The organism is Streptomyces sp. NPDC021749 (genome assembly GCF_040640655.1).
Taxonomy (GTDB): domain Bacteria; phylum Actinomycetota; class Actinomycetes; order Streptomycetales; family Streptomycetaceae; genus Streptomyces.
This window is the reverse complement of sequence record NZ_JBFACE010000061.1, coordinates 1-26570: the sequence shown is the minus strand read 5'-3', so window position 1 is coordinate 26570 and position 26570 is coordinate 1. Positions and strand designations below refer to the sequence as shown.

20 protein-coding genes and 5 pseudogenes are annotated in these 26570 nt (G+C 68.8%); 11 read left to right on the top strand and 14 right to left on the bottom strand.

All coding sequences use genetic code 11. The features are described 5' to 3' along the window. Positions 1–160: 160 nt before the first annotated feature. Complete coding sequence (locus AB0G35_RS34795) at positions 161–3439, bottom strand: hypothetical protein (protein ID WP_360958010.1); 3279 nt, start codon at positions 3437–3439, stop codon at positions 161–163. A 403-nt stretch (positions 3440–3842) separates the two neighbouring features. On the opposite strand from AB0G35_RS34795, the pseudogene AB0G35_RS34790 reads away from it, so the two are divergent. Next, positions 3843–4007: pseudogene (locus AB0G35_RS34790) on the top strand (helicase associated domain-containing protein); the annotation flags it as partial. Beyond that, positions 3984–4286, top strand: coding sequence for a helicase associated domain-containing protein (locus AB0G35_RS34785; protein ID WP_360958018.1), 303 nt, complete (start codon positions 3984–3986; stop codon positions 4284–4286). The pseudogene AB0G35_RS34790 and the gene AB0G35_RS34785, both read left to right, overlap by 24 nt. A 238-nt stretch (positions 4287–4524) precedes the next feature. Here the strand turns inward: AB0G35_RS34785 and AB0G35_RS34780 are convergent, their stop codons facing one another. The 5 genes from AB0G35_RS34780 to AB0G35_RS34760 all read right to left on the bottom strand — a co-directional run bounded on the left by AB0G35_RS34780 (position 4525) and on the right by AB0G35_RS34760 (position 9098). Next, positions 4525–4932 carry a hypothetical protein gene (locus tag AB0G35_RS34780; protein ID WP_360958007.1) on the bottom strand — a complete coding sequence of 136 codons (408 nt, stop codon included), beginning with the start codon at positions 4930–4932 and terminating at the stop codon, positions 4525–4527. A gap of 135 nt (positions 4933–5067) precedes the next feature. Next, positions 5068–5751 carry a hypothetical protein gene (locus AB0G35_RS34775; protein WP_360958004.1) on the bottom strand — a complete coding sequence of 228 codons (684 nt, stop codon included), beginning with the start codon at positions 5749–5751 and terminating at the stop codon, positions 5068–5070. A gap of 210 nt (positions 5752–5961) precedes the next feature. Then, positions 5962–6516, bottom strand: coding sequence for an XRE family transcriptional regulator (locus AB0G35_RS34770; RefSeq protein ID WP_360958001.1), 555 nt, complete (start codon positions 6514–6516; stop codon positions 5962–5964). Between the two features lie 3 nt (positions 6517–6519). Then, positions 6520–6912, bottom strand: coding sequence for a hypothetical protein (locus AB0G35_RS34765; protein WP_360957998.1), 393 nt, complete (start codon positions 6910–6912; stop codon positions 6520–6522). Between the two features lie 86 nt (positions 6913–6998). Continuing rightward, positions 6999–9098 (bottom strand): helix-turn-helix transcriptional regulator, encoded by a 2100-nt coding sequence (locus AB0G35_RS34760; RefSeq protein ID WP_360957995.1) that lies wholly within the window; start codon positions 9096–9098, stop codon positions 6999–7001. Positions 9099–9378: 280 nt separating this feature from the next. Here AB0G35_RS34760 and AB0G35_RS34755 point away from each other — a divergent pair, with 280 nt between their 5' ends. The 6 genes and pseudogenes from AB0G35_RS34755 (at position 9379) to AB0G35_RS34730 (ending at position 17002) form a co-directional block, all read left to right on the top strand. Continuing rightward, on the top strand, positions 9379–9540 hold the full coding sequence (locus tag AB0G35_RS34755) for a hypothetical protein (protein ID WP_360957992.1): 162 nt from the start codon (positions 9379–9381) through the stop codon (positions 9538–9540). 792 nt (positions 9541–10332) lie between these two features. Then, positions 10333–11541, top strand: coding sequence for a hypothetical protein (locus AB0G35_RS34750; RefSeq protein ID WP_360957989.1), 1209 nt, complete (start codon positions 10333–10335; stop codon positions 11539–11541). Between the two features lie 1129 nt (positions 11542–12670). Next, positions 12671–15097 carry a LuxR C-terminal-related transcriptional regulator gene (locus tag AB0G35_RS34745; RefSeq protein WP_360957986.1) on the top strand — a complete coding sequence of 809 codons (2427 nt, stop codon included), beginning with the start codon at positions 12671–12673 and terminating at the stop codon, positions 15095–15097. 165 nt (positions 15098–15262) lie between these two features. Continuing rightward, positions 15263–15753, top strand: a pseudogene (locus tag AB0G35_RS34740) (DUF2975 domain-containing protein). Further along, the gene (locus AB0G35_RS34735; protein ID WP_360957983.1) at positions 15753–16028 is read left to right on the top strand and encodes a helix-turn-helix transcriptional regulator; all 276 of its coding nucleotides are present in this window, start codon (positions 15753–15755) and stop codon (positions 16026–16028) included. Before AB0G35_RS34740 ends, AB0G35_RS34735 begins: the two are co-directional and overlap by 1 nt. A gap of 233 nt (positions 16029–16261) precedes the next feature. Continuing rightward, positions 16262–17002, top strand: a complete 741-nt coding sequence (locus tag AB0G35_RS34730; RefSeq protein ID WP_360957980.1) for a DUF6207 family protein — start codon at positions 16262–16264, stop codon at positions 17000–17002. 149 nt (positions 17003–17151) lie between these two features. Here the strand turns inward: AB0G35_RS34730 and AB0G35_RS34725 are convergent, their stop codons facing one another. The 4 genes and pseudogenes from AB0G35_RS34725 to AB0G35_RS34710 all read right to left on the bottom strand — a co-directional run bounded on the left by AB0G35_RS34725 (position 17152) and on the right by AB0G35_RS34710 (position 19733). Then, entirely contained in the window at positions 17152–18366 is a 1215-nt protein-coding gene (locus AB0G35_RS34725; protein WP_360958015.1) for a hypothetical protein, read from the bottom strand. Positions 18367–18885: 519 nt separating this feature from the next. Next, positions 18886–19206 (bottom strand): annotated as a pseudogene (locus AB0G35_RS34720) (hypothetical protein); the annotation flags it as partial. Next, a pseudogene (locus tag AB0G35_RS34715) lies at positions 19143–19340 on the bottom strand (hypothetical protein); the annotation flags it as partial. The pseudogenes AB0G35_RS34720 and AB0G35_RS34715, both read right to left, overlap by 64 nt. A gap of 51 nt (positions 19341–19391) precedes the next feature. Next, positions 19392–19733: a hypothetical protein gene (locus AB0G35_RS34710; RefSeq protein ID WP_360958012.1), complete on the bottom strand. Its 342-nt coding sequence runs from the start codon at positions 19731–19733 to the stop codon at positions 19392–19394. Between AB0G35_RS34710 and AB0G35_RS34705 the strand changes: the two genes are divergently transcribed. After that, positions 19732–20304, top strand: a complete 573-nt coding sequence (locus AB0G35_RS34705; RefSeq protein WP_360957977.1) for a hypothetical protein — start codon at positions 19732–19734, stop codon at positions 20302–20304. The two genes, AB0G35_RS34710 and AB0G35_RS34705, sit on opposite strands and share 2 nt — an antisense overlap. Positions 20305–20383: 79 nt before the next feature. On the opposite strand, the gene AB0G35_RS34700 is transcribed toward AB0G35_RS34705, so the two are convergent. The 4 genes from AB0G35_RS34700 to AB0G35_RS34685 form a co-directional block, all read right to left on the bottom strand. Continuing rightward, positions 20384–21520 carry a replication-relaxation family protein gene (locus AB0G35_RS34700; protein ID WP_360957975.1) on the bottom strand — a complete coding sequence of 379 codons (1137 nt, stop codon included), beginning with the start codon at positions 21518–21520 and terminating at the stop codon, positions 20384–20386. Positions 21521–22113: 593 nt separating this feature from the next. Next, positions 22114–22557, bottom strand: a complete 444-nt coding sequence (locus AB0G35_RS34695) for a hypothetical protein (protein WP_360957972.1) — start codon at positions 22555–22557, stop codon at positions 22114–22116. 191 nt (positions 22558–22748) lie between these two features. Continuing rightward, on the bottom strand, positions 22749–23897 hold the full coding sequence (locus AB0G35_RS34690; protein ID WP_360957970.1) for a MerR family transcriptional regulator: 1149 nt from the start codon (positions 23895–23897) through the stop codon (positions 22749–22751). Positions 23898–24084: 187 nt separating this feature from the next. After that, positions 24085–24420, bottom strand: coding sequence for a hypothetical protein (locus AB0G35_RS34685; protein ID WP_360957967.1), 336 nt, complete (start codon positions 24418–24420; stop codon positions 24085–24087). Positions 24421–25339: 919 nt separating this feature from the next. On the opposite strand from AB0G35_RS34685, the pseudogene AB0G35_RS34680 reads away from it, so the two are divergent. Further along, positions 25340–25546 (top strand): annotated as a pseudogene (locus AB0G35_RS34680) (type I glyceraldehyde-3-phosphate dehydrogenase); the annotation flags it as partial. 141 nt (positions 25547–25687) lie between these two features. Then, positions 25688–26476, top strand: a complete 789-nt coding sequence (locus AB0G35_RS34675) for an SDR family oxidoreductase (protein ID WP_360957964.1) — start codon at positions 25688–25690, stop codon at positions 26474–26476. The last annotated feature ends 94 nt before the right edge of the window (positions 26477–26570 follow it).

Sequence of the window (26570 nt, the reverse complement as noted above, 5' to 3'; positions counted from 1 at the left end):
CTGCACTGGTCACACTTCCGCAGACACAGCCAAGCCCGAGCCCGCCACTGCCACTACCAACGCCGAGACCACACACACCACATGCGGTTGCAGTATTAGATGCCGGAAGCCCTCGGCACGGCAGGTGCCGCTCTGCCGACCGCTCTGCTGGGTGGGTTGGTCAGGACGGGCCGGGCTGGTCATCGGTGTCCGCGAGCAGGGGTGCGAATTGGTAGTGCCCGCGATAGGTGGCTCGGTTGACGATGTCGCGGGCCAGTTCCTGGTGTTCAGGAGAGGCGAGCCCGGCCAGCAGAACAGCGCGGATGTCGCTCTCCCTGATCCGTGGGGCGTAGTCGTACATGTCCAGCGTGGTGACCCATCGGTGCATCAGTTCCAGGACTGGCCCCAGGTAGTCGGTGGCTGCTTCGGCCAGGAAAGAGTAGATGCGCCGGTCACGGCCGAGGCTTCCGGTCATCTCAAGGGCAACGCTCAGCTGTTGCAGGCGCCAGGTGACCGGGAAGGCGTCATTGCGGACCAGCGGGCCGATCAGGGCGTGGATCTCCTTGGGTTGCGGTGCAGGTCCATGCGCGCTGTCGTCCCGAGCCGTCAGGCGCCAAGTCCACCACCGCATGATGCGGTCGCGGGTATCCGGTGACAGGTCGCGGTCATGGACGACCTCGCTCAAGAACGAAGCGAGCTGAACAGCAGCCACGGGTGAGGAGTACAGGTAGTCAGCCATGGTGCTCTCGTCGTCAAGTCCGAGCAGACCTGCCAGATAGATGGCCATGAGGTGATCACCCAGCCGCCGGTGCAAGTCCCGGTGCTCCTGACCGTCCACTGCGGGTGTGCGTGCTGCGATGCGGTAGGTGTCCATGAGCATGCTCACGACGGACTCGGTGAGTGATGAGGCGGTGCTCAGGTAGGCCGTCCAGCTTGCACGGCCCAGTGCGGTGTCGGGGGTGAACAGGACCTCGATTCGGCGTCGCGTCCACGCCGGGTCGAGAGCATCGAGTCTGGTGATCAAGGATCCGACGGTCCGGCCGACGGGGCTGGCACCCAGGGCAGCGGGCGTGCCGGCCGCGTCCAGCAGCAGGGTGTCCAAGGCGGTGAACAGCACCTGGAAGGCAGCGCCGTGCTCGCGACGCCACAGGGCCCACGCGATGGCGGCGCGCAAGGCTGTTTCCAAACTCTCATCCCAAACAGACTGCTGGTCGTCGTCAAGGTCGTCTTGTGGTGACCTGGCGGCGCTCCAGACCGACTCGAGTACGTCCCACAGTGCGTCGCCGAGCAGGGTGGGAATCTGCTGGGTGTTCTGCAGTTCCAGTCCCGCCAGCACAAACCGGGCGACGGCCAGGTGCAGGGTGCCGGTGTCGGAAGTATGAGGGCGGCTGGTAGCCGACTGTACGAGCGGGAGAATGGTCGCCCAACTGAGTCGCTGACCGGTCTGAATAGCCGTACGGAATCCGTCGAGGACGGCGGCGAGGTGATCATCGGCCAACTCGGCGAACTGCCGGGCGTCCTCCTGGTAGATGAGGGCCTGGCTGGTCACGGCAGCCTGCAGCTGGCTGCAGAAGGCCTCGGCGTTCGTTCCGAACCGGGTCGGTGTGGGCTGGAACTGCCGAGCGTGACTGATCAGTTCGGTGGCGGTCATCGCGGCCAGGTTCTCCGGCGAGCCCTGCTCTTCGGATTCCGACCAGGCCAGGGGCTGGGGAATCGTGTCCAGCGACGGTGCCGGGCCGAGTTTCTCGAGCAACTCGTGGTAGTGCCGCAGCTGCTGTTCGGGCAGGACGTCGGCAAGTGCGGCGTAGCGGTCTCGCCGCCAAGCGCCCGCCCACTGCTCAACGTACTGCTCCGGCGGCTCGGCGCCACCGGAAGTGCTGCGGAACCGCTGCACGAACCGTTCAGTGTCCGGCCCGGCGTCGATGACAGCCAGCACCTGTTCGAGCACGGGCGAGCTCAGCGAGCTGGCGTGGGCGCGGGCCAGGAGTGCCCACTCACGGTGCGACGAGGCGGCGGCGATCTGGTCCCGGTCGGTCACGATGCTCTCCACCACGGCCGGGGCGTTGGCACCATGACGCTGGAGAATAAGGAGGCGCAGCCTGCGGAAGACCAGCCAAGGCTGGGACTCCAGGATGGGCAGGACAACGTGGATGTCTGTGGCCGCCAGGTGGTCGGCCGTGTCGCGGACCGCCTCCGTGAGCAGTGCCCGGTCATCGGAGCGCATCCCCCCGTGGCCCGGGTCCAGCACCGGGTACCACACGCTGGACAGATCTTCCCCGTTGGCTCGGTCAGGGTCCATTCCGGTGGCCAGGAGCGCGCTTGCCAGGCTGCCGGCCAGAGCCTCCAACCAGGCCGCCCCCAGGTGACGGGCCAAGGCGGCGTTGTGCGTGCGCAGGATCTCCTGGAGATCGTAGTCGTCGATCCGGCCATCATCCTGTGCGGCCTGCAGGAGCGCGGCCATCACCGCCAGAGCCTGCTCGATGTGACCAGCCTGGGCACAGTGGACTGCGAGTTGGGCATAGCGGTCCGGGGCGATCAGGTAGGGGCCACCGATCGCTTCCACTGCCCGCGGCACCAGACGCGCCGCGTCCGCGGGGGGCAGCAGAAGTGCCACCTCCGCAAGATCGAGGTTGACCCGCGGGTTGTCCGTCGACGGGATCTCCTCGGCGATTGCCGCCACGCGTGCCGGGGCAACGCTGGTCATCCGCATCAGATACGTTGAGGCCGGCCAGGCGGGAAAGGCCACCGTGCGCTCTTCGTCGTCGGACTCCGGTGCCGGCGGCGTGCTGAAGAAGCCGTGCTCGTGCAGGTGCGGCAGCCACTGCGGGGCGTCGAGAAGTCCGAAGAAGCGTTCCTGGGTCAAGTAGTCCTGAGGGAAGGCTCCCAGGAGCAGCTTCACATGAGCCTTTCCTGGATTGCGGACGGCAGCCAGTGTCTCCAGACGCTGCAGAACGGTGACGTAGCGGGTCTCGAAGCGGTCGAGCACCACATCGAGCATGTTCTCCAGGTCGGCCAGGCGCATACGGACCGCTGCGCCCATCGGCGTCTGTTCCATACGGACCCTGTGCGCGTAGGTGTGCAGTTTCCTCGCTTCTGCCAGCCAGACGATGGCCGCGGGGTTGTCGGCTGGGATACCCAGCCAGTCCAGAACACCTTGTACTTCGAACACGTGCCGCTGCCCTGCGCCCGCGGTCGGATCGTTCCGGATGGCATCGGGCAGGAGGACCTCGCGGAGGGCGCTCTCCAGTTCCCGGAACAGGTGCGAGACCAGCATCCCGGTCGAACGCAGCGGCAGATTCTCATCCAGCAGGGCGCAGATATCGGCGTACCAGCCCGCGGGCCCGGGGCCGAACCGGCGCAGGCGACTCAGAATCCGCTGCTGCCTATCAAGGTCGACCGGACCGAAGTGTTGCCCGGACAACCGCTCCAGAGGAACCTCACGGTCCTGCGCCTGTGGCACCGGCGCCACCCCCTATCGGCCGGCCCAGGCCAGCACCCCGACCGGAGAGCTGACGTCCCAAGGACACGCCGGACTACACCCTGATCGTTCCACAGCCACCCCCGTCGCGCGGCCTCGATGACCGACCTACTCCCCGGCCCCACCCGCCAGCGGCCGGCCATCCCAACCACACAGCAAGCCCCTGACCAGCACGAACACGCACCGGTCCATTAGGTTCTAGAAACTATCCCCAACACCACACCCCCCTTATCAACAGACCCCCAACAAACACAGATCAGAAGCCTCGTCACCACCGCCGGAGGGACCCCAGAAGCACTCTTCCCCCTTCTCAAAAAATCACCAACACCACAGCTCACACCCCACCCACCACACCAACTACGAACCTCTCAATCACACCTGGCAGCGGCACTACGCCGCCGTACACGAACTCCTCGCCGAGGAGGACACCGCGCTCACCGAGCTGCTGCCCGGCGTCACCGTCCACGGCATGGACGTCGGCAAGTGGCTGGCCCGACAGCGCGAGCACACGGTGTGGGCCGGGTTGATGCCCGGGCAGCGCGAGCGCCTGGAGCAGCTCGGCATCACGGCGCTGCCCCCGGCCGAGGAAGTACCCGCGAAGGCCCGCAAGGGCGGCCCTGGGGCGTTCGAGCGGGGCGTTGCGGGCCTGCGGCAGTACAAGGCCCGGACCGGCACCCTGACTGTCCCCAGGGGTCATGTAGAGACCCTCCCGGACGGCACCCAGGTGAAGCTCGGGGTGTGGCTGACCAACACCAAGACCCGGCGCACAAAGCTCACCGTGGAGAAGAAGGCGGTGCTGGCCGAGCTGGGGCTCGACTGGGCCACCTGACCCCGAGGGCCACGGCGCGCACCCGATGGCGCCGCCCGATGGAAGACCGGTAGATGCGCCCCGCCTGGGTCTCCCGTTCGTCAGTCCGGGACCGGGCGCTGGCGGAGTACGCATCTTCGCCGCCCTTCAGGCCGGCGGCCTGCCCGCCCCGCGTGCGGCGGAGCAACCGGAACCCGCCCGGTGACCACGTACCGGGCCGCTTTCCACTTCGACGAAGGCGGCCGGCGGGGCTGGAGGGTCAGGGCCGGGCCCGTCCCATGACGATCGGCGCTTCCCCGGCGGGCTGGTCCTTGAGCCAGTAGCCATGTGCCGCCAGGATCGCGCGCAGCGCCTGGTGCATGGCGGACTGCTGTGCGCCCCATACCTCGTCGCCCTGGTTCTCCATGTGCGGGTGCTGCCGCCACAGCAGTTGAAGCCCGCCGGGCCCGGGAACGACCGACAAGGCCACCCCGCACCGGTCCTCGAAGGCGTCGGCGTGGAGATTTGAGATCGGCAGCCCCGCCTTCATCAGGACGGTCACCACCCCCACCGCCAGTCCGCGGCGGCCGTCCGGCACTGCGGTGGTGATCATCGCCCGGTCCAGAGCGTTTGCGGCCTTCGCCTGCCACAGGTCATCGGTCGGGCTGCTGGTATGCGACTCGGTCACGGTGGTGCTCCTGGCGCTGGGGATTCCTTTTCGTACGCCAGCTTGCCCAGGTTCCCTCGTCGAGATCGTTCCGTAGCCCGTTTGGGCACCTCGGCGATACCGTACGACGGGAGGGGCGTCAGACCGGAGTCCGGTTCAGGTCCCCTCCGGGGCAGTGGTGGAGGAGGATTGGCGGTTGTACTCGCCGGTCTTGATGTAGTCGGCCATGTACGGCGCGAGCGAGAGCACGTCGTCGGTGAGAGCGGCCGGATGGTTGGCCAGGTCATGGTTCGGATACAGCGCCGACAGCGTGCGGGCGGCCAGTTCCACGGCGCGGGCACGGATCTCCTGATCTTCCTTCACGGCCCGGACCCTACCCACGCCGATGAGTGTGCTCCCCTCACCCTCAGCCGGCAGGATGCCGAAGAAGGGACGGTCCGGTTTCTCATATACGCCGCAAGGGACCTCTTCGACGTGCCCCGTACCGACTCCGCCACCGATTGTGCCGACTGCCGCGGACTGTTCAACGGCACGCCGCAGCCGCACTACGACCATGTCCATACCGCCGACGAGCTGCCCCGCGCCCGCTACACCGACGAGCGCATCGTGAAGCACGGATACGCCGTCGGCTTCGCCGGCAACAACGGACTCCCTCAGACGTGGATCTTCTTCGCCGACCTGGAACCCGCCGTCGTCTTCGGCCGCTCCGCCCGGATGTCCGTCTCCGACGTCAACCACTACGGCATCAGCGAGGCCGCCCGCGAGACCCGGTACACCGAGCGCCTCGGCCGCGACGTGGTCACCCTCCACCTCAAGCAGGACTCTCACCTGCGCGATCACGACAACGAGATGCCGATCCTGAAACGCTGGGTGCGAGGCTGCCGTCCCGACTCGGGTACTGCGAAGGTCCGCAGCACCGGTAAGACCGGACTTCGAGGCCCTATTCGGCTGGCTGGGCCACCGGTCATTCGACAGACGCGGGCGGCACGGCGATGGCCCCAGGGTCTTCGACGGCGGCATGACCGCTTACGCGTGCCCCCGGGTCCGGTGTCAGTAGGAGACGTCGAAGTAGTCGATGTCGGTGAGGGCGACCTCGAGGCCCGCGGCGCGGCGTCCGCCGTCCTTGAAGTACACCTCCTGCAGCCCCTCGGCGACGATGTCCCGCATCTGCTGGTCGGTGGCGCCCTGCTCGCGGGCGTCGAACAGGCGGCGGGCGTAGGCCGGGGGAAGGTGGACGGTCAGGCGGCGCATCCGGCCGTCGTCGGTGGTGCCGACGGGCGCGGTGTAGCCGAACCGGGCCCTGGTTTCGACGGTGATGCCAGTGGCGGTGGCGGCCTGCTTGCGGCGGCGCCCTCGGACCTTCGGCTGCCAGCGGGCGCGTACGGCCGTCTCGATCCGGTCGGCGATGGGCTTGGGCGGGTGTTTGCGCTCGCCGGTGCGGTAGCGCTCCACCGAGCGCTGGGTGACGCCGAGCTCGGCGGCGACGGCCTTGGTGGTCTTCAGCTGCCCCAGCAGGAAGTTGATACGGCCTTTGAGGCCCTTGGGGGGCTCGCGGGTGAACGCCTCGAAGTCGGCCCGCTCGATAGCGTCCTCAATCTCTCCCACCGGTCAGCTCCCGTCCGTGAGCGGGCTGTGTCCGTAACGCTGGGGGATCAGGCGGGCGCCTGCGGCCGGGGCGAGGTCCACGACCAGGCGCTCGCCCACACCGGAGGCTGTGGTGGCGTCGGGTGAGAGGTAGCCGAGGCTGCGCAGCTCGCCGACCGCCTTGCGGAAGGCGTCGCGGCCCTCGGCGGCCAGGCGCTCGTCACGGGTGAGGGAGACCAGTTCGCTGACCGTGGGCTCCTGGCCGGGGGTGTAGCCGGTGGCGAGTTCGGCCAGGACGCCGCGGGCGCGCCAGGTCAGGCGCATGTCCCGCATCGCCCGCGCGAAGAGCGCCGGGTCATGGGTAGGCGGGGTGGTGGGAACGGGCCACTGCGGGGCCGGGGCGTCGGGGGTGGTCATCGGTTACGGCTCCTTCGGTGCGGTTGAGCGTGCGCGCCGGCCTTTTCGTGGGGACGGCGCCATGCCGGTGTCGCCGGTTGCGGGCCCTATTCGCCGTCGTCGAGGACGGCGTCGCCGCCCTTGATGTGGCGGGCGGGGTTGAGGCCCTTCTCCATCAGGTCCACGGCCCAGGCCATCTCCTGGACGCCCTCCAGCTTCGCCAGGCCCGGCGTGGGCCCGAGGCGGAATCCGCCCGGCTGCGGCTTGCCCGAGGCGGCGTAGGGCAGGAAGTCGAGCGGCGAGGCGCCGGGCGAGGGGTAGACGACGCAGTCGGAGAGCACGGCGAGCGGGTACAGGCCGGTCATTTTCGCCATGTTGTTGAGCTTGCGGTGCATGTTGACCCGCGCCTTGGAGATGACGGCGGCGCGGATGTCGGGGCGCCAGGTCGGCCGCTGAAGGGCCGGCCACCGCTCCCCCTCCTTGTAGTGCTTGCCCTGCGGGCGCTCGCGCAGCTTGCCGACGCCACCCTTGACCGTGGCCTTGATGGCCGCGAGGACGGCCGCCAGGGCCGGGTCGACCTGCTTGTGCCGCTCCATCGCCGCCAGGAATTCGGCGTCGGAGAGGTCCTTGGTGACGCCGAGGTCGGCGAGGGTGTCGACGTACGCGGTCTTGAGCCGGTCGTGCCACGGGTCCAGGTACGCGCCGGTCTCGCGGCGCAGGTACGCCTCGATCGGGTGCACGTCGTAGCCGAGCTCCTGGGCGTAGGCGACGGTGTGCGTCTGGTACCAGGCAGGTCCCGTCGGACGGGAGCCGTCCGGCGTGAACGGCGAGGGCAGGCGCGGGTCCAGCTCGATGTGGGACAGGTCGACCAACCAGGAGCCGGGGATCTTCGGGTTGAACTTCGGGGCGTGGAAGTGGTCCGGAGCGCTGAGGCCGACGACCAGGCGGGCCGCGGCGGCGAGGAAGGCGGTGTTCAGGTCCAGGCCGACCGCGAAGGGCAGCATGCACTCCTCATCGCTGAGCGAGTCCACCGACCGCACCCACTGGTACGCCTCCTCGTTCAGGAACCCGCCCCTCCAACCGGAGTTCACGACGACCGGGTGCTCGGCGGTGGCCTCCGGCGGCGCCGGGTCCATCGGCTCCGTCCCCAGCGAGCCCGGGTTGTAGGCAGACACCCAGTTGCCGGTCTCCGTGTCACGCTCGGGCTTCGTCGGCGGGCGCAACGCCGTCATCAGTTCCAGCCCGGACACCGCGGTGGAACCGCGCGGGGTGATGACCCGCTGGGCGTACACCCCGAGGACGCGGGCGATGTCGGCCGGCTCCATCTCGGCAACGCCGGGCCAGGACCGCTCGTCGAGGGCGTCCCACGACAGGATCGCGAGCTGCACGCACAGCCGGTCGCGGCCCTGGGCCTTGCGGTAGATCCGGGCCCAGGGCCCGAAGCCGCGCTGCGTGAGCTGCCACTTCGCCTTCGTCACCTGCTTGACGACCGGGTGGTCCTCGGGCAGGCGCAGGGAGCGGCGCTGCTCGTGGCCCTCCAGGCGCTCCGGCAGCCCGAGCTTCACGGCGGCCGCGGCGGTGAGCACGATCAGCGGGTCGGAGTCCTTGCCGTAGCGGTTCAGCTTCGGCGCACCGAGGCCGGACTCGCGCAGCGTCCACTCCACCAGCTCCGGGATCGTGCGGGCGGGGCAGTCGAGCACGATCCCGTCGACGCCGTATGCGGAGCCGTCACCGTCCAGGACCGCGAGCGGGCCGTGCGGGAAGCGCGGGTCGGTCGCGGGCGCGGCGGCCTTCTTCGCCGCCGGGCGCCGCGACGTCGCGGCCGGGGCGGCGGGAGTCTCCACCGGGGCGGCGGCCTTCGCCTCGGGCGCGGCCGGGCCGGTGAACGTTTCCGGCGCCACCGGCTGCAGCGTGGCCACGGGGGCCGGGGCCGCCGAGGCGGCGGGGGTGCCGTGGGCGGGGTACTTCGCCGCCCATCCCTTGAGGAGCCGCTGGTACGCCTCCAGGCGCGGCGACTTCGGCTCCGAGCGGCCGTTCTCGTAGTTCTTCACCGTCTGCGTCGTGGTCTTCAACGCCTGTGCGAGACGGGCCTGGGTGATGCCAGCTGCCTCACGCAGACGGGCGCGCTCCGCCGGGGGCGGCAGCTGCGGCTCCTCCTCCAGCAGCGCGTCCACGCTGGCGAACAGCTCTTCCTCGGTAGTTGCCATGCCTGAACACTAGCAGCACTTACCCTCTCGTTTACCCCATTTATTTAACCCGATCGAATGGGTGGATGGGAGAGGGGTTGAAGCGCGCGAAGGCCGCCCGGCAGTTGCCGGACGGCCTTCGCGAAGTCTGAACCCTGGGCGTGTGGCCTGCCCCCTGCCGGGGGCTACCAGGGACGAGTCCAAGGTCTTCCCGGACAGCGTACCCGTGCAGCGCGCCCAAGCGCAGGGCGATGCCGCGGCATGAGCGCCACGCCGAGCCGGTTTTCGTAGGGTGGCACCCATGACGGAGACCGACACTCTGGAGCTGCAGGAACTGCGCGCCCTGGCCGCCTACCGCACCCGCCAGGCCGGCGGCGAGGACACCGGCGTCCCGCACGACGAGGCGTACCGCCGCGTGTTCGGCGAGCGAAGTGATCCGGGCGCCCGGGTCTCTAACTCCTGACGGACAGGGGTCCGGCCCGTTCGCAGCGCCGCGTCAGCGTGATCCAATTTCGGGCGCGTGCGCTGACCGCGCCCGTACATGCGCCAGGCCAGGTTCCCGGTAGTGCCCCGGGTCACCTGGCCTTACGTCTTCCAGGAGCCCTCAGCTCCCGACGTCTCCAGCAGGCTACTGCGCCCAGCGCGCTGACATGAAGCTCATCAGGCGCGGCTGGAAGAAGCAGCCGGTCTTCTTGGCAGCGGCACAGCGTCGGCGGCCGGGCTGGCGGTGTCGACTGGGACGCGCGGGTGGACGCAGTCGACCAGGTCGTACGCCTGCGCGTCGTCGCGGGCGGCGCACTTGCGGGCAGCCAGGCCGTGCGCCCCGAACAGGGCGAGGTCTCGGCGAGCGGCGGGAGGTCGACTGGGGCCGGGTGAAACGCCCGTTTCTCTCGGGCTGATCGACGCCAGCGGCATCTGACCAACCGAACCACCCGGGTTCGGAAGGGCGGGAAGATCGAGTATTAAATCGGGTATTCCTACTCTGTTGCGCATGAGTGCCGGAGCGCTACATTCAGCCCGCTGACCTGCGGTCGATGCCCGGAGATCCTGGAAAGACCCTCCACGGCCCCTTGCGCTCACCGGCGCAGCAGCCGTGACAGCACCTCCGCAGCGCCACGCACCTGAACACCCGAACAGAGTGGGGTCCGCCCCGCCCGGGACCCAATGGTGCGTGAACGGCGCTGCTGGAACGGAACGCCTCAGACGATTCCCACATTGCCCCCTTCGTTCATCCCGTGAGGCAAAGGCAAGGATCATGCCCGCACTCAGTCAACGCAGCCTTCCGGCGCGTACGGCCGCCAGAATACTGGCCGCACTTGTCGCTGCTCTGGCAGCCGTCATCGCCCCGATCACCCCCACAGTCGCTCACGCGGACAGCGGAACGAGCGACCTCTACGTCTCCCTCAGCCCAAGGGACAACAGCGGCCTAGCCTTTAAGCACATCGCGCCGCTGCTGTGCAAAAACCCTGAACATGCGGAGCCATGGTCTGACGGCGGGGTCCCGGATGGCTCTGGATTTCCTCCGTGTCGCCAAAATGGGCCGAACTCCCTCCAGCTTGGACCTGCCGCAACGGAACAGCTGGGATCATCGAACACCGCGTCGGATCAGCAGTTCACCCTGGTCCCGACCTCCGACGGATCGTTCAACCTGAAGCTCACTGATGCAGGGACCACTGTTTGTCTCGCGCAACCGTCCAATGGACTGTTCAACGAGCAGCCGTGCCCGACGTCCGGAACGTGGACTCTGCAGCCGGCGAGCGACGGGGCGAACTACTTCCTGATCCGCCATGTCGGGGACAACATGTGCATCGCCCCCACAGGAGAGGTGAGTAGCGGGACCCCGGTGGGCGTGAGCGCCTGCGACGGTGGCAGCACGAAGCAGCAGTGGTCCATCGCCGCTGCCGACGGCGCAGCGCTGCCTAACCTGACGAATGGCGCTGCGGTCAATCTGGGCAGCAACAAGATCACCGTCTGCAACTGGGGAGGTTACGCGGCCAGGGCAACCATCGACTACCAGATCAAGGAGAACCCTGCCGACGACACCGTGACCACGGGGCATCACGCCATCGAATCCTTCCCGGTCCAGCAGTGCAGGACGGCAACCCTCCCGGCGGGCAAAATAGTCGCCACGGTCACGCTGCGCAGGTACACCGGCTACAACATGGGCGCCTACGCATTCTACGACGGTGACGCGGGTTCGTACGCGAACGACGGGAACGACAAGATTACGGCCGTCTACACCCTCGGAGGTGTTCACGCGAACGCCACCTACAACATGTACGGCACGAGCTGCGATTCATCGTCCGGTTTCGAGCAGGCCAGTGACAGCCAGGTGGCTTCGACGAATCAGCAAGGCCAGGTGGGGTGTAGCGATGGCACTAGCTACACGGGCACCATCACGAATGCGGTCAGCACCGCTGCGAGTCAACTCATAAACCTCGTCTTTTCCGGGGTCTTTCGGTAAATGATCTAGGGCGGCCTGGTAAAACTCGCAAATCCCCCGCGAACACAGTACGGCCCCGACTCCGGCATCCGGATCGGGGCCGTGCTGTCTTCTCTGGTGCGACTGGCTGACGACGCCAGCGGCATCTGACCGACCTGGCCCGATACCGCTGGCACAGCCTCCGGCCCCCGCTTCGCGGGGGGATACGGAAGGCCCATACGGGTCTGGGCCGTCTGGTCAGTCGGGTCTCCGGCTCAGTGGACGCACGCACGGGGAGACGATGGCGGCCCGCCGGAACCGATACGTCACAGAGCCGGTCACACGGTGAGAGCCCCGGCGCGAGGCGCATCCTCGGCCGGCTGCGGCGTGCGTGGCAGGAATCGGTTGGGAGTGGTGGGTGCACTGACCCGCCCTTCGGTCCGAAGGTCAGACCAGAGGATGACGGCCGGGGTGCGGGTGGCACTAGAGGCTGGTCCGGGTTTAGGCCCCGCGGACGAAGACGGACTGACCTGGCGCTTCAAGAATGAACGTCGCAGCTTCCGTCTCGTTCCCCAGGAGTACCCATGTCCCACGCGGCTGCCGCCCCGGGCGGCCCGGCTCGCCCGCGGGCCGGCCCAGCGCGTCCGGCAGCCGCACCCGCCAGGACAACCGCACCTGCACCCACGCGAGGGGGACGCCGTCCATCGCCGCGCATGCATCATCGGACGACGGGCAGCGGTCCTTGACGGACCCCTGTGGCATCGTGACTCCGACACCCACCGCAAGAGGGGGAGAGCAGTCCGCCCTCGTCGCTGAACGACAGCGGCCGCGTCGCGATGCAAGCGTCCGTGAATGCGGCATGCGATCTCCCCGCGAGTTCGTTGCACTCGCCTTTCTTCGGCCAGAAGGGGGCGGCATGAGCGGTCAAGGCAACCAGGTGACAGGAGGAGCGCCGCCGGGCCGCGCCACGCGCCTGACGGCGAACCACCCTGAGGGTCGCAGGCGCCCAGTGAGCAACTCCCTGGAAGGCCCTCCGCAGGCTCGCTGGTTCCTGTACGTCGGCACCTGGGCGGGACTTATGCAGCGCACACTCCTGTCCGGCGGCGGTGGTCCAGCTTGGAACTCGTCGTAAGTCCGATCGTCGCAACGAGTTCAAGTCAGGAAGAGTCCCATGACAGGTTCGAGACGGGACGCCGGGAGGATACCGGCGGAAGTCACCACGTTCGTCGGGCGAGAACACGAGATGTCGCAGACACGGACGTTGCTTGCCCGAAGCAGGCTGTTGACGTTGACGGGTGCGGGTGGAATCGGCAAGAGCCGACTGGCGCTACGGGTGGCTCGCGACGTTCGACGTTCCTTTCCCGACGGAGCGTGGGTCGTGGACCTGGGGCCGGTGGAGGACGACGCACTGCTCGCACAGACGGTGCTGGCTGCGCTGGGCCTCGACCACAAATCGGCCCTGCCGGCCATCACGGTGCTGGTCGACCACCTCGCGGACAAGCATCTGCTGCTGGTGCTGGACAGCTGCGAACACCTGCTCAACGCCAGTGCGGTCCTGGTCCGCACGCTGCTTGCCGCAGCGCCCGGCCTGAAGGTGCTGGTGACCAGCCGACAGTCACTCGGAATCGACGCCGAGGCCCTGCTGACCGTACCTCCGCTGTCGACGCCGGATCCTGACCGGCCACCGCCGCCGAAGGCCATGATGCGGTACGCGGCGGTACAGCTGTTCGTGGAGCGCGCCTCGGCCGTCCTCGGTGATTACACACTCAGTGAGGACGATCACCTGGCCGTCGCCGGTATCTGCCACCGTCTGGACGGCATCCCGCTCGCCATCGAGCTGGCGGCAGCCCGGCTGCGGGTGCTGTGTCCTGGGCAACTCCTCACCGTTCTGGACGACCGTTTGGCTTTGCTGAATCAGGGGAGTCGTGCCGCCCCGGCGCGTCAGCAAACGCTGCGCGCGGCGATCGACTGCAGCTTCGACCTGTGCGCCCCTCAAGAGCAGTGGGGATGGGCACGCCTTTCCGTCTTCTGCGGCGGCTTCGATCTCGAAGCGGCCGAAGCGGTCTGTGCGGGGGAGGAAGTCGCCCGTGAGCAAGTCCTCGGCATCATTTCGGAGCTGGTGGACAAATCAGTACTGACCATGGAGAGCCGGCGCGGCCTGGGACGCTACCGAATGCTGGAGACGATCCGTGAATACGGCCGCGAACTCCTGCGCCTCGGCGGGGACGAGACGGCCGTACGGCGTCGACACCGCGATCACTACCAGGCGTTCGCCGCCCGTGCGGAAGCCGATTGGTTCAGCGCACGCCAAGAGACCTGGTCCACCCGTCTGCACCTGGAGCGCACCAACCTCCGCGCGGCCCTGGAGTTCTGCCTGAGCACACCGCACGAAGTGGACGCCGGGCTCGCCCTGGCCACCTCCTTGTGGGGCAACGCGCTGGGCGCGGGCAACCTGGACGAACAACGCCGTTGGCTCGGCCAGGCCCTCGCACAGGACACCGAACCGACCCCGGCCAGAGCCAGAGCACTGTGGGCCGACGGCTGGCTGGCCCTCCTGCTCGGCGATATCTCCACCGCGAAGGCCCGGCTGGATGCCTGCCAGGACCTTGCGGAGCGGCTGGGCGATGCGGAATCCCTGGCCCACGCCGTGCAGTTCGCTGGGCTGACGGCACTCTTCCGAGAAGACTTCCCCGCGGCAGTCCGCCTGCTGGAGGAGGCCTTCGACCGCCATCGCGCCACCGCGGACCTGTGGGCTGAGTGGACGGCCCTGTTCCTCCTCGCCCTTGCCTACTGCCTGACCGGCGACCCGCGCGCCTCCGCGATGGCGGAACAGTGCCTGGCGCTGTGCGACGCCCACGACGCGCGATGGTCCCGCTCCTACGCGCTGTGGCTCCTCGGGCTCCAGCACTGGCTCCGTGAGGACGCCCAGCGGGCGATCCCCCTGCTCCAAGACGGGCTGCGCATCGTCCGATCCGGCCGCAATCTTCTCGGCGCGGCCCAGTGCCTTGAGGTCCTGGCCTGGGCCACAGCGCAGGACGGACGCGATGAACAGGCCGCTGTCCTACTGGGTGCCGCCCAAACGGCCTGGCAGTCGGCCGGCATCGCACTGCCCGGACTCGGCCGCCTCCTCCACCACCACAGCGGATGCGAGGCCCGACTGCGCGGCTCCCTCGGCGATACCGCCTATGCCACCGCCGTGACGAGGGGAACCAAGCTCACACTGGACCAGGCGACCGACTACGCACTCGGCGAGACTCCCACCTCGCCTACCGCCTTCAAGCCCGAACACTCACCAACGCCCTTGACCCGACGGCAACGGCAGGTGATCGAGCTGCTTGCCCAAGGTCTGACTGACAAGCAGATCGCCGCCAAGCTGGTGTTGTCCCCACGCACGGTGGAAGGACACGTTCATCGCCTGCTCGCCGTACTCGGCTTCCACTCACGCACCCAGATCGCCACCTGGGTAGTGGAGAAACTCCACACCCCGCCAGGGTTCGCTGCCTACTCCAGGCCGAGAGTAGCCAGTGCCCCCCAGCTTGTCCGCGGTGAGCTTGGCCCGCCTGCTCTTGCCGTTACTTCAAAATCACCCCGAACTTGACCTCCGTGCCGTCCTCTAGCCGCTCCACGTGGGCCCTGGAGGCGGCTCGCCCCACTGCGTCGGGAATTCGGGAGGGCACGCAGGCCCATCCCGCAGGTGGACCGGATTTGCCACACCTATCGATATTCGATCGATTTCCATCGCGATTCGATCAAGAAAGTGGCATTGGGAAAGGTAACAGTGCTCGCGCTGCGCGCCGTGATGGTGGCACTGCACGCCGGGGCGGTCTCCGCCCAGACGGTGATGGTGGCGATGCTGACGGCGCCATGGAGGAGAGCATCCTTGTGGACCGCCGCACTCCGGTCCTCGTGATCGCAGTCCTGGGTGTCGTGACGGTCCAGGTCGTCCTGGTGTGCGTGTGGCGGCTGGTGACGATGGCGCAACGCGGAACCGTGTTCTCCCACGCCGCATTCCGCTACGTCCATCTCGTGATCGGCGCGTTCATGGCGGCCGCGCTCCTGGTACTCGCGCTCGGAGCGGTCCTGGCGCCTGGCGAGGTCGTCCCCCCGGGCGTTGTGGCCCTGCTGGTAGCGGCCAGCCTGGCGATCTTCGGGAACGCACTCATCGTGCTCGTGCTGCGGATGCTGCTCGCACAGGCCGTGGCACGCGACGTCGAGGCGTCGCAGCTGGGGGCCGAGCTGGCCGAGGTGATCTGATGCCGATCGCCGTCGACATCGACGTGATGCTGGCCAAGCGGAAGATGTCCGTGGGCGAACTGGCGGCCCGGGTGGGGATCACACCCGCCAACCTGGCGGTGCTCAAGAACGGCCGCGCCAAGGCGGTGCGCTTCACCACGCTCGCCGCGCTGTGCGAGGTGCTCGAGTGCCAGCCCGGAGACCTGCTGCACTGGGAGCCCGATGATCCCGGTGACAGGGACAGGGCCGCGCACGAATCCGGAACATCCGTACCGGCCGGCTCCCCGCCGCGGTGACCGCAGTCGCGGTAGCCGACCGCCTGCACACGATCACCAGGTACGACGCCCTCGACCACCCCTGCCGCGCGACCGGCTCCGCCTGATCGTCAGCAAGCTCCCGAGTGACGACCTGACGACGACGTCCGCACACCTCATCGCGGCACGGGCCGTCGCCGCACTGCCCGCCGCCAGTCGGCGCCTGCCGCACGCAGCACGCACCGATGACGGATTCCACAAGGAACAGAGCAGACATGACGACAGCACGCCTCTCTTACCGCCTCGGGGGCACAGACAGCGCCGACGTACTGGTGGTCGGGGCCGGCCTGGCCGGACTCAACACCGCCACACTCCTCGCCCGACAAGGCCACGACGTGCTCCTGGTCGAACGCCGCACCAGCCTTGCCGGCGCGATCCGCACCACAGGAATCTTCGTACGGAAGACCCTCGACGACTTCCCGCTGCCCCCTGACTGCCTCGGACCACCGATCCGACGCGTGGTCCTCTACCCCCCCCCTGACCTGCGTCGCCCGGTCAGCCTCACCAGCCCCCGCGACGAATACCGGGTGGGCGACATGGCGCCCCTCTACGAAGCGACGGCCGCCACCGCGGTCGACGCCGGCGTCCGCATCGCACTGGGCACGCGCTACGCCGGCCGACAGGGCAACACCTTCCACCTGGCCGGTCGCGACGGACCGACCGCAGTCCGGGCCCGCTTCATCGTCGGCGCCGACGGGGCCCGCTCAAGAGTCGCCCGCGACCTCGCTCTCGACCGCAACCACCTGAACAAGCCGGGCCTGGTCGTCCTCGACATCACCGCGGCCGACGAAGCAACCGCCACCGAGGCTGCGACCTCGCTCGGCGGAATCTGGCTCTCCAGCGGACCCTCTGCACCCTGGCGCACGCCGGGCCGGCCCGGCGTCACCGTCCGCGCCTGCGCTGACCTGCGCCGGACTCCCCTGACCGCGGGCGGTCTCGACCCCACCAGCGGCTGAAACTACTCGCTGCGCCTACTGGGCCGTCATACGAAACCGGCACCGGCATGTTGCGTCTCGCGGTGCGACTTCCCACTGTCCGAGTGCAGATCTACCGGCGTAGGAGTGATCGATGGTGCCGGTGGCCTCGGGGTTTTGCAGGTGTGAGTTCAGCTGGTTCTGTCGAGTTTGTAGTCGTAGTAGTCGGTCGGTCCGGTGAGGACGGCCTGGAAGTAGAGCGGTTCGCCGTCTGTGTCGAGCGGTACCTCGTGTCCGGCTGTGCGGGTGAAGCCGAGCGAGAGGCGGGGCACGACCCAGTAGCTGGGCTCGTCGTGCAGGAAGGTGAAGCCCATGTCTTCGATCTGCCGGATCAGCTGGAGGGCCGGAGTGCGGAAGACGTCGATGCCACGGAAGCGGACCGTGATCTCCTCGGGGCCGGGGCGGGGGATCCACAGTTCGGCGTACTCGAGGGTTTTGGCGTCTTCCATGACGAAGTTGATCTCGAACTGGGGGTGCAGAGTGAGGATCCGCATGGGGTGGAAGAAGTCCGGGGCGTCTTCGTCCCGGACTTTGATCTCGCCCAGTTCTGCGGCTGCCGCTTTGACGGCTTCGGCAGGCATGCCCAGGGGAAAGCCTGTGATGCCGTTCGGCGGGTCCAGCTTGCCGGATCCGGCGCTGATGAAGTCGCGGTGGTCGTCGTACTCCATGCGGATGGCGGGCCCGGTGGACTCCTTGAGGTCGGTGGGGAGTCCGAGGTTGAGGTAGCAGTCCTTGGCCGGGAGATGGTTGATCTCGTAGCGGGTGTTGTGGGGGTAGCGGCCGGTGGCCGGGTCGTAGTAGCGGTAGAGGTTGTACGCGAGGCCCGTCTCGTCATCGTGGTACTGCCCGGGCCTGCCCAGGGGGCAGGCCCGCTGGGCACCGCGCCCCGCTCCCCATAGGTCTTCCTCGGCGGTCCACACGATGCGCCCGTCCGTGGTGACCAGTTCGCTGGGGGTGTCGGCGAGGTCGGTGACGATGGCGAAGAAGCGCTCATCGACGTCGCTGTGGGCGTTGTCCGCGTCCGTGGCCCATGTGCGCTCGGTTTGCGAAAGGGGCTTCCACGAGCCGGGCTCCCAGTCCCAGGTGACCGTGCGGCGGTTTCCGTCGTCGTCTGTGCTGAACTGTTCGATCAGCTTTGCGCCTTCCCAGGTGAAGGCGACGGTCTCGACGGCGATGGTCTGGCCGTCGCGCTGTGCGAGACGGCGCTTGGCTATTCGACGGCCCAGCGGGTCGTAGTCGTAGACCCATGAGCCGCGGCTGGGGGTGTCGACCCTGACCAGTCGGTCCTCTGGGCCCCACCAGTAGCGCCACTGCCGGCGTTTCCCGGACAGGGTGCGCACCAGCATGCGCACCAGGCAACCCTGGTCGTCGTAGTCGTAGGAGGTGCGTCCTGCGGTGCGCAGCAGCGATCCGGTGTAGGCGCGTTCGCCGGCGGTGGTGGCGTCGGGTTCGCGGGTGTCGTGGGCCTGTGTGATGTTGCCGAGGGCGTCGTAGGCGTGGGTCTCGGTCCAGTTGTCGGCCGTGACACGGGTGATGCGGCCTGCGGGTGTCAGCTCGAATTGGCGGCGGCCGCGGCGGCGGTCGGTGACGGTGCTGGGCAGGCCGTCGGTGCGGTAGGCGTAGGTGCGTTCTTGGATGCTGGTGTAGGCATGGTCGGCGGATTGCGTGGTGTGGTCGAAGGCCCAGAGGGACTGGGTGCTCAGGCGGTGGCAGGGGTCCCAGGTCTGGGTGAGGGCTGCGCCGTTGCCGAGGAAGCGGGTGGTTTCCTGTCCGGCGGGGTCGTAGGCGAAGGCCAGGGAGACGAGGGTGCCGGCGAGGTGGGTGGGCTGGTTGTTGGCGTCGTAGGACCAGTTCGAGGTGATGCCGGTGGGGGTGGTGCGGCTGGTGCGGCGGCCGAGCTGGTCGTAGGTGTAGGTGGTGGAGCGTCCGTTGACGGTCTCGGTCAGGACGCGGCCGAGTTTGTCGTAGGTGTAGTGCAGGGCGATGCCGTGGCTTGCGATCTGCTTGAGCAGGCCGCGGGTGTCGTAGCTGAGGGTGGTTGTCGAGCCGTCGGGGTTGTGGCGCTCGATGAGTTGGCCGAGGACGTCGTAGGCGAAGGTGGTGGTGCGTCGGCTGTGTCGGTGGTTTCCAGGAGTTGGTCGGCGCCGTCGAGGCGGTAGGTGAGGCTGTTGCCGTTGAAGTCTGATTCGCCGACGAGGTGTCCGGCTTCGTCGTAGCGGTAGTTCCAGGTGGCGCCGTTGGTGCTGACCGAGAGGAGCCGTTGCTCGGTGTCGTAGGTGAAGTGCTGTTCTTCGCCGTCGGGAAGGGTGCGCCCCGTTAGTCGGCCGAAGGGGCCGTTGGTGAAGCGAGTGAGCGCTCCGGCTTGGTCGCGCTACTCGGTGACGTTGCCTTCGGGGTCGTAGGTCCAGGTCTCGGTGGTGCCGTCGGGGTGGTGGCGTTCGGTGATCTCGCCTTCGGTGCGCCGTGTGAGGCGGGTGGTTGCTCCGAGCGGGTCGGTGAAGGCGATGGTGCGGCCGAAGGCGTCGTAGGTGAGGCGGGCGGTGTTGCCCAGGGCATCGGTGACGGCGGTGATCAGACCTGCGGTGTTGGTTTCGAGGTGCCGGCTCTGGCCGAGAGCGTCGGTGACCGTTGTCAGGCGGCCCTGGGGGTCGTACTGGCGGTGCATGCGGGCGCCGGTGCGTGACCAGGTGTGGCGCGAGACGAAGAGGCGCATGCGCTTCCTGGGCTTCAGCGAGCAGGAGGGCCCCGCCACCCCGAACGCGCTCGCCCCCACCTCCGCGGCCGCCAAGGCGGTGCACCTGATGTACCTGAAGGTGGCCACGGAAGTGGGGAACGCTGCGCGGGAGCTGGCCGCCGACGCCGCCACTCGCGCAGGCCGGGCTGCCGCCACCTACGCGGACCTGGGAGAAGCCGCCGGGATCACCCGTCAGGCCGCCCGCAAGCGGTGGCCGGACGCTGTCGGCACCCAGTGGACCCTGTACACCCTCACCGGCAAGAGCCGTCCGCACGGCATGGCCACCCAGGTGTTCCGCAGCAGCGGCAAGGCGATCGAGACCGGACGCACCGCCGTGGACGAAGGGGCGCTTGCCGACGACGGGGCCGTGGGCGCCGTCGTCATCAACGCCGCTCGCGAGGCCGTATGGGCCTGCTACTTCAACGACGGCACGTGGGCCCCGGAAGAGATCGCCATGCCCGAGGACCTGCGGACCGTGCCTGCCCCGGGCAGCCCCGAGCACGGGGAATGGCTGCACAAGTGTACCCGGTTCATCACCAGCAACCTCTGACCGCCCGCCGGTCACACTCCAGGCCCGGTCCTCCGTTGGAGGGTCCGGGCCCGGCTGCGTGTCTACCGTAGGGCCGTGACTACGCCCTCCGACGACGCTGCCGAATCCGCGCCCGTGCCGGTTCTTCCCGGGCGGCCTGGCGGCGGCGGGCGAGGTAGGCGTCCCGGCGGGCATTGCCGATCGCGGCCAGCAGCGGCTGGCGGTGGTCACGGCCGAAGCGCCAGAAGGCGGGCCCGGCCGGGCCGTGTGCGCGCAGCTCCTCCAGCGTGGTCGCCACGATCGGGATGCAGCGGTCGTAGGAGTGGTAGCCGCCCTCGGGATGCCATCGTCCCTGCCAGTGGTAGCGGGTGAGGTCGGCGACCCTGGCCATCTGGCTCTTGGCGGAGCGCCGGCCGACCTGGTGGAAGACGAGCAGGACCGGCGGGTGCACCCGCTCGTACTCGTCGGAGGGGGGTGCGGACCAGCGGGTGCGCCACATCGGCTTCTCGATGCCGTCGGTGTCCTTCTCCTGCCGCTGGAAGAACCGGGCGTACTTGTCGAACTTCGCGGCGATGAGGACGGCCTCCTCGGTGCAGTTGTCGACCTCGATGAACAGCAGCGGCACCCCGGCCTCCGGGGCGGTCAGGACGACGTCGGCGCGGGCGCTGCCGATCGCGGGGTTCTTCCAGGTGCCCTTCACCGGCAGCGCGACCTCGGTGGCGTAGGAGGCGAGGGTGCCGATCCCGTCGGGTGCGTCGACGGCGGCCCGCGCGGCCGCGACCGCTTCGGCTGGCTCCCGCATGACCTTGTTCAGGTTCGGCTTCGGGCGGATCAGCGCGATGACCGTCTCGTTCACCGTCATCGGGTGCGAGGCGCCGGAGCGGCCCGCGCTCTTGGGCATGCCGCCCATCTCCTCTATCTCGCGGTCCAGGTCGATCGCGGCGGCCAGACCGTCCTTCGTGAGCAGCCGGGTCTCCTCACCGCCCCGCGTGCGGCCGCCGTCGACGGCCAGGCCGTGACGCCGAAGGTCGTTCACCGCGGCGCGGTGGGAGGCGGTCCGGGCTTCCTTCCGCTTCGCTGGGGTTGGCTTGGTCGTGTGCCGGTAGGTCAGGTGCGGCGAGGACAGCCGCTGGATCTGGTCGGCGGTGGCGACCTTGAGCACCCCGAGGACGCGCAGCACATCCGAGCGCAGGTCGTTGCTCGATCCCGCCTCGTTCTCCTTACGCTTGCCCGCCATCAGGCTCGCCCTCCCGTCGTCCGCGACCGGCCAGCGGCCGGGCGCCGGCCCCCGGCCCCCGGCCGTGGAGGGGACCGGCCCCCGGACCCGATGATCTCCCCCACCACCGACAACCAACTCAGGTCATAGGGGAGAGAAGAGGGTTGTGACGATCCGACACGGACCCGGAAACCCGCGCTGACAAGGGGAAATACCGGGTGTGCGGCTGACGGGCACGGAAGTGGCTTCGGCAGTGGGAACGCAAGCGCCAGCGGCAGGGCCTCACCGGGGCTTGCCCAGCGGCCGACGCGACGGGCGCGGCCAGTCCGGGCAGCGACGGCGTGAGGGGTCGGGCTCCAGGATCGCGGCCGCGTGGGGCGGCAGGAAGGGGGGGCGGTCGGGAGCGGGCACGGTGTCCTCGTTCCTCCGGCCTGCTGGCCGGGTCGGTAGTCGTCCGGCCCGCGCGCGGATGTGCGCACAGGCCGGGGCCACCGTGAGGAAGGACCCCTTGTCCGCGGTCTGACGACCAGCCCCGGCAGGTGTCCGTTTTCGCCTTGACCAACCCTTGCAGTGTGGTTTTGTCCGTGGCCGACGCCACAACCTCCGGCCGGAGTTCAGCGGGCGGGACGGGTGCTGGACGACGAGGCTCCGCGCCGCCAGTCCGAGGGCTTCTGGCCGCGGAACGTCTCGCCGCTCTCGATCCGGGCCTTGTTCCGGGCGAACTCCCTCTCGGCTGCGGACATCTGCCGGGGCGCGCAGCCGGGGTGTCCCCAGCGGTCGGTCACCTTCGTGATGACCTCGCCCTTGGCGTAGTCCTTGAAGCAGGCCGGGCAGGTGCCCGGATACGCGGCCCGCACCGAGCCGCGCGGCAGCGGCACCGCCTTCTTCGCCGCCGCCTTCTTCGCCGCCGGCTTCTTCGCGGCCGGCTTCCCGCCGCCCGCCTTCTTCTTCGCCGCCTGCGCCCGCTTGATCGCCTCGCGCTGCGCCTTGCCGGGCCGCTTCTTCGGCTGCTGCCCGCGTGCCGCCTTCGCGGCCTTCTGTGCCGGGGTCTGTCCCACGCGCGGATCGTAGAACCGACTCCTGGCAGCCGTCGCGCGCCACGCGCACCAGCCACCGAGAACAGCGGCGCGCGGAGGCGCACCGGTAGGCGCGCGGCGCGATGAGTTGCACACAACACACCGCACTCCCCCACCGGATGGCACGCACCGCGTGGACTCCACCGCGCAGCCGATGCGCTTCACGATGGGCTCTACTCTCCGCCCGGTGCGCCAAGTGTCGTCCACTCCCACCCGGTGGAACGGCTCGGGTCGACGGCGGAGACGAGGCCGTCCACGGCGTACAGGACTCGTTCGCAGGCGGCGAGCAGGCCCGCCGGCTCCCAGGCGTCGGCCCCGGAGTCGTACAGCGTGCCGAGCTCGGCGGCGCGTGCTCCGGGGGTGGGATTGGCGCGCAGCGCGGTCTTCAGCCAGTTGCCCGCCTCCGTCATACTCGGCCGTGCCGGTTGGCCGTTGATGACGCACAGCAGCTGCCAGTACCGCTCGACGCGCGGGTCGGAGACGATGTCGAGCTGCTCGAGCAGCAGGCGCCGTGCTGGGGCGCCGTCGATGCGCACCTCGTCGACCATCCCGGTCTGGGTGGGGATCCAGGCGGTGACTATGGCCGCGACGACGGGGTCGGCCGTGGGCGAGTCCGGCGCGATCCCTTTCCGGAGGGCCTCGTTCACTCGTTGCGTCCAGTCGTCGGTTATCCGCTGTGCGTCCTGGAGCGTGGTGTCGTCGTGTTCGCCGGGGGCGTGTTCGGCCGCGTACCGCGCCATGCGCCGCATCGCGGTGTGCAAGGCGGGATCGGTCACCAGCTCGCTCAGTTCGATCCAGGCATCGACCTGCTCGTCCGCGGGGTCGTCGGGCAGCTCCGGGGTGGCGGCCAGCAGGCCACGACGGTAAGTCGGTACGTCCAGGTCCGCGAGGGTCCGGGTCACGAACTCGTGGATGATCGTGCGACGTTCAGCGGCGGACAGTCGGACTGTTCGGTTCATGAAAGCGAGTCCTTCGGCAGTGGTTTCGCGGCGGGCTGCGGAGCGCAGGACCGCCTGTTGCGCGCGCAACAGGCGGATCTGTGCTTCCAGCGCGTCGACATGGACTGCGGCCACCTCCGCCAGGGTGTGCTCGCAGTCAAGTACGTCGCGGATCGCCGGGAGGCCGAGCCCGAGATCCCGCAGCGTTCGTGCCAGCTCCAGACGAGCCACGGACTCGTCGTCGTAGACGCGGTACCTGGCAGCCGTGCGCCGGGCCGGCGGCACGAGCCCCATGTCGGACCAGTGCCGGATGAGCTTCACCGACAGCCCGGTCTTCTGCGCGACCTCTCCGATGCTCCACAGCACCCTGTCATCGACGTGCATGCACCCCACCCTTGACTCTCCCACGGTGGGAGAGTCAACCAGCCAGGACACCCTCACGACCTGCGCCGTCGCGGCCTCACCACACCGACCGCCGGGTGGATGGCGCATCCTCGCCAATTCGGGCGCTCATCCGCCATCTGAAGCGCTCAGTCACAGGGTCTTGTCTGCCCGTGGCAGGTGGTCGGGTTCAGTAGGAGAACTCGATGTAGTCGATTTCGGTGAGTCGTACCGCGTGCAGGCCATCGGGTCCTGGTGAGACTCGGAAGTACGACTCGCCGACCCCATCGGCAACGATGCTGCGAAGTTCCTGCTCGCTGGCGCCGTGGTGTCGGGCCTCGAGCAACCGCGCCGGGTACGGGTGGTGCAGGGGCTGCGACAGGGAGCGGATACGGCCGTCGTCGGAGGACCCTGCTGCGGCGTTGAAGCCAAACCAACCGCGAAAGTGCACCCACAGGTTGTGCTGCTGATCGCGGACTTCTCGGTGGGCCTGGCGGCGGATACGGGGCTGCCACAGCCGGATCAATTCCTTGATGATGGCCCGGCTCAGCGCCTCGTTCGGTGCGGTGGGTTGGTTGGTTGGTGAGGCGCTGCAGGGTCTGGGGAGTGGTGTTCAGGCGGCCGGCCAGGGTGGCGAGGTCTGCGCTGTGGGAGGCGAGAAAGCGTAAACGGGCCCGGTCCGAGCGCGGGGGCTGACGGGTCCAGTGGTGGCCATCGGCGATGTCGAGGGCTTCTGCGACGGAATCGGTGCAGAGCTGGTCGAGCATAGGTGTCCTTCAGAAAGCAGGGAGGCCGCGTAGCTGGCGGACGGTCTCCGTCGGTGGGACGGAGGTGGAGATTGTGCGGGATCGGCGGTTGGGCGGGGTGGGCCGGAGTCGGCAGGCGTGGAGTGCCTGGTCAATGTCAGGGTGTTCCCAGTGAGGGACGGACAGTGGGTTGGGTGCGCCGGGGTGGCCGCGCAGGGCCACGAGGTGGCGGGCAGCGCCCGTCAGCGTCATTGTCCAGGCTGGCAGTGCCGGGAGGCCGTTGCTCGTCTGGGTGTGGAGGGCCTTGATCTGCCTGCTGTTGTATCCGGTCAGTGCTGCCAGGGCGACGCAGGCGGCGTGGATGGGGTGGGCGACGCGGGTGTGGATGCGGTCGGCGATTTGGGCGGTGTGGGGGTGGAGAGGGTCTTGGTGCGGTCCGGGCAGGGGCGGCATGGGACCAGGGTTCCCCCAACACCAGGGGACGCTCACCTGCACACACGCACGCTGTCGAAGGACGAAATCAACCATCGGAAGTGTCACCATGCTGTTCAGCAGAGATGCCATGTCCTGCCACTATCGCCGTCACGGCCATGCCATCGAGTGCAACTACAAAGGCACAGTGCAAAGGGCTGATGCCATCAACCTGACGCTGGCTCAGTACCGGCACCATCGCACTGGCATCGCAACGGCACTTCACAGGCGCAGGGACCGCTCGCCGGCATCCTGGAGTACTCGGAGGATGCGTTGGTGTCATCCGATATCACGGGCAATCCCGCCTCGTCGGTCTTCGACTCGGCCCTCACCCGCGTTAACGGCCGCCACATCAAGGTGGTCGCCTGGTACGACAACGAGTGGGGCTTTTCGAACCGCGTGATCGACACGCTCGAACCCCTCGCCACCCGCTGACCGGACGCCGGGGCCCGGCCTGCGGCGACACGCCGGTCAGACCTTCCCTTGGGCCTTGCTTGGGCGCTCTGGTTGGGTGGTCGGGTCTCGCTTGGGGGATTGAGGACTGATCCGGACCGCGAGCGATGTCATCGTGGCGTCATGACTTCCTTCGAAGGCTCTTTTGACACGTCCACTCACCCGCTGGCAGGACGCGGTGCCTTGGTCACCGGTGGATCGCGCGGTATCGGCCGAGCGATCGTCCGTCGGTTGGCCGCGGACGGTGCCACGGTGGTGTTCACCTACCACACGCAGTCCGAGGCGGCGGACACGTTGGTCGCCGAGATCGCTGAGCTGAGCGGCAGGGCGTACGCAGTCCAGCTCGATCTTGCCGTCCCGGAGCAGGTCGCCGACGCGTTCGCCGCGGCCGACGGGGTATTTCGTCAGGCCGGGGTGGGCGGGCTGGACATTCTGGTGGCCAATGCCGGGGTGTTCACCAGCGCGCCCCTTGCTGAGAGCACCCTCGATGAGTGGGAGCGAGTGATGGCCGTCAACGCGAGAGGGACGTTCTTGGCCCTTCAGCACGCCGCGGCACGCATGCGCGACGGCGGACGGGTCATCACCCTCTCCACGGTGGGCACGCATTGGCCCAGCCCGGGCGAGGCCCTCTACGCGGCCAGCAAGGCTGCCGTCGAACAGCTCACCCGTGTCGCCTCCCGCGAGCTCGGCCACCGGGGCATCACGGCCAACACGCTCTCGCTGGGCCCCACCGACACCGATCTGCTTCGGGCCGGCGCCCAGCCGGACGCACTGGGCGGAGCCGCCGCCATGACCGCGCTCGGCCGGATCGGCCGGCCCCAGGACGTGGCCGATCTCGTGGCTCTGCTCGTCCGTGCGGACAACCGTTGGGTCACCGGCCAGAACATCCGCGCCGACGGCGGACTCACCTAAGACGCCGTTTCTGATGGTGTGATCGCTCGTTGAGCCGTGCATGACGGATCTGGTTGAGCGGTTGGTGCCGGACGAGTTGTGGGTGCTGTTCCGG

Coding starts and splice junctions, on each gene's coding strand:
- AB0G35_RS34705 (WP_360957977.1), top strand. CDS start 19,732: ATGCGCTTCCTGGGCTTCAGCGAGCAGGAGGGCCCCGCCACCCCGAAC.
- AB0G35_RS34755 (WP_360957992.1), top strand. CDS start 9,379: ATGACGGAGACCGACACTCTGGAGCTGCAGGAACTGCGCGCCCTGGCC.
- AB0G35_RS34675 (WP_360957964.1), top strand. CDS start 25,688: ATGACTTCCTTCGAAGGCTCTTTTGACACGTCCACTCACCCGCTGGCA.
- AB0G35_RS34760 (WP_360957995.1), bottom strand. CDS start 9,098: ATGGCAACTACCGAGGAAGAGCTGTTCGCCAGCGTGGACGCGCTGCTG.
- AB0G35_RS34750 (WP_360957989.1), top strand. CDS start 10,333: ATGCCCGCACTCAGTCAACGCAGCCTTCCGGCGCGTACGGCCGCCAGA.
- AB0G35_RS34730 (WP_360957980.1), top strand. CDS start 16,262: ATGACGACAGCACGCCTCTCTTACCGCCTCGGGGGCACAGACAGCGCC.
- AB0G35_RS34765 (WP_360957998.1), bottom strand. CDS start 6,912: ATGACCACCCCCGACGCCCCGGCCCCGCAGTGGCCCGTTCCCACCACC.
- AB0G35_RS34710 (WP_360958012.1), bottom strand. CDS start 19,733: ATGCGCCTCTTCGTCTCGCGCCACACCTGGTCACGCACCGGCGCCCGC.
- AB0G35_RS34745 (WP_360957986.1), top strand. CDS start 12,671: ATGACAGGTTCGAGACGGGACGCCGGGAGGATACCGGCGGAAGTCACC.
- AB0G35_RS34785 (WP_360958018.1), top strand. CDS start 3,984: ATGCCCGGGCAGCGCGAGCGCCTGGAGCAGCTCGGCATCACGGCGCTG.
- AB0G35_RS34725 (WP_360958015.1), bottom strand. CDS start 18,366: ATGCTGGTGCGCACCCTGTCCGGGAAACGCCGGCAGTGGCGCTACTGG.
- AB0G35_RS34735 (WP_360957983.1), top strand. CDS start 15,753: ATGCCGATCGCCGTCGACATCGACGTGATGCTGGCCAAGCGGAAGATG.
- AB0G35_RS34690 (WP_360957970.1), bottom strand. CDS start 23,897: ATGCACGTCGATGACAGGGTGCTGTGGAGCATCGGAGAGGTCGCGCAG.
- AB0G35_RS34700 (WP_360957975.1), bottom strand. CDS start 21,520: ATGGCGGGCAAGCGTAAGGAGAACGAGGCGGGATCGAGCAACGACCTG.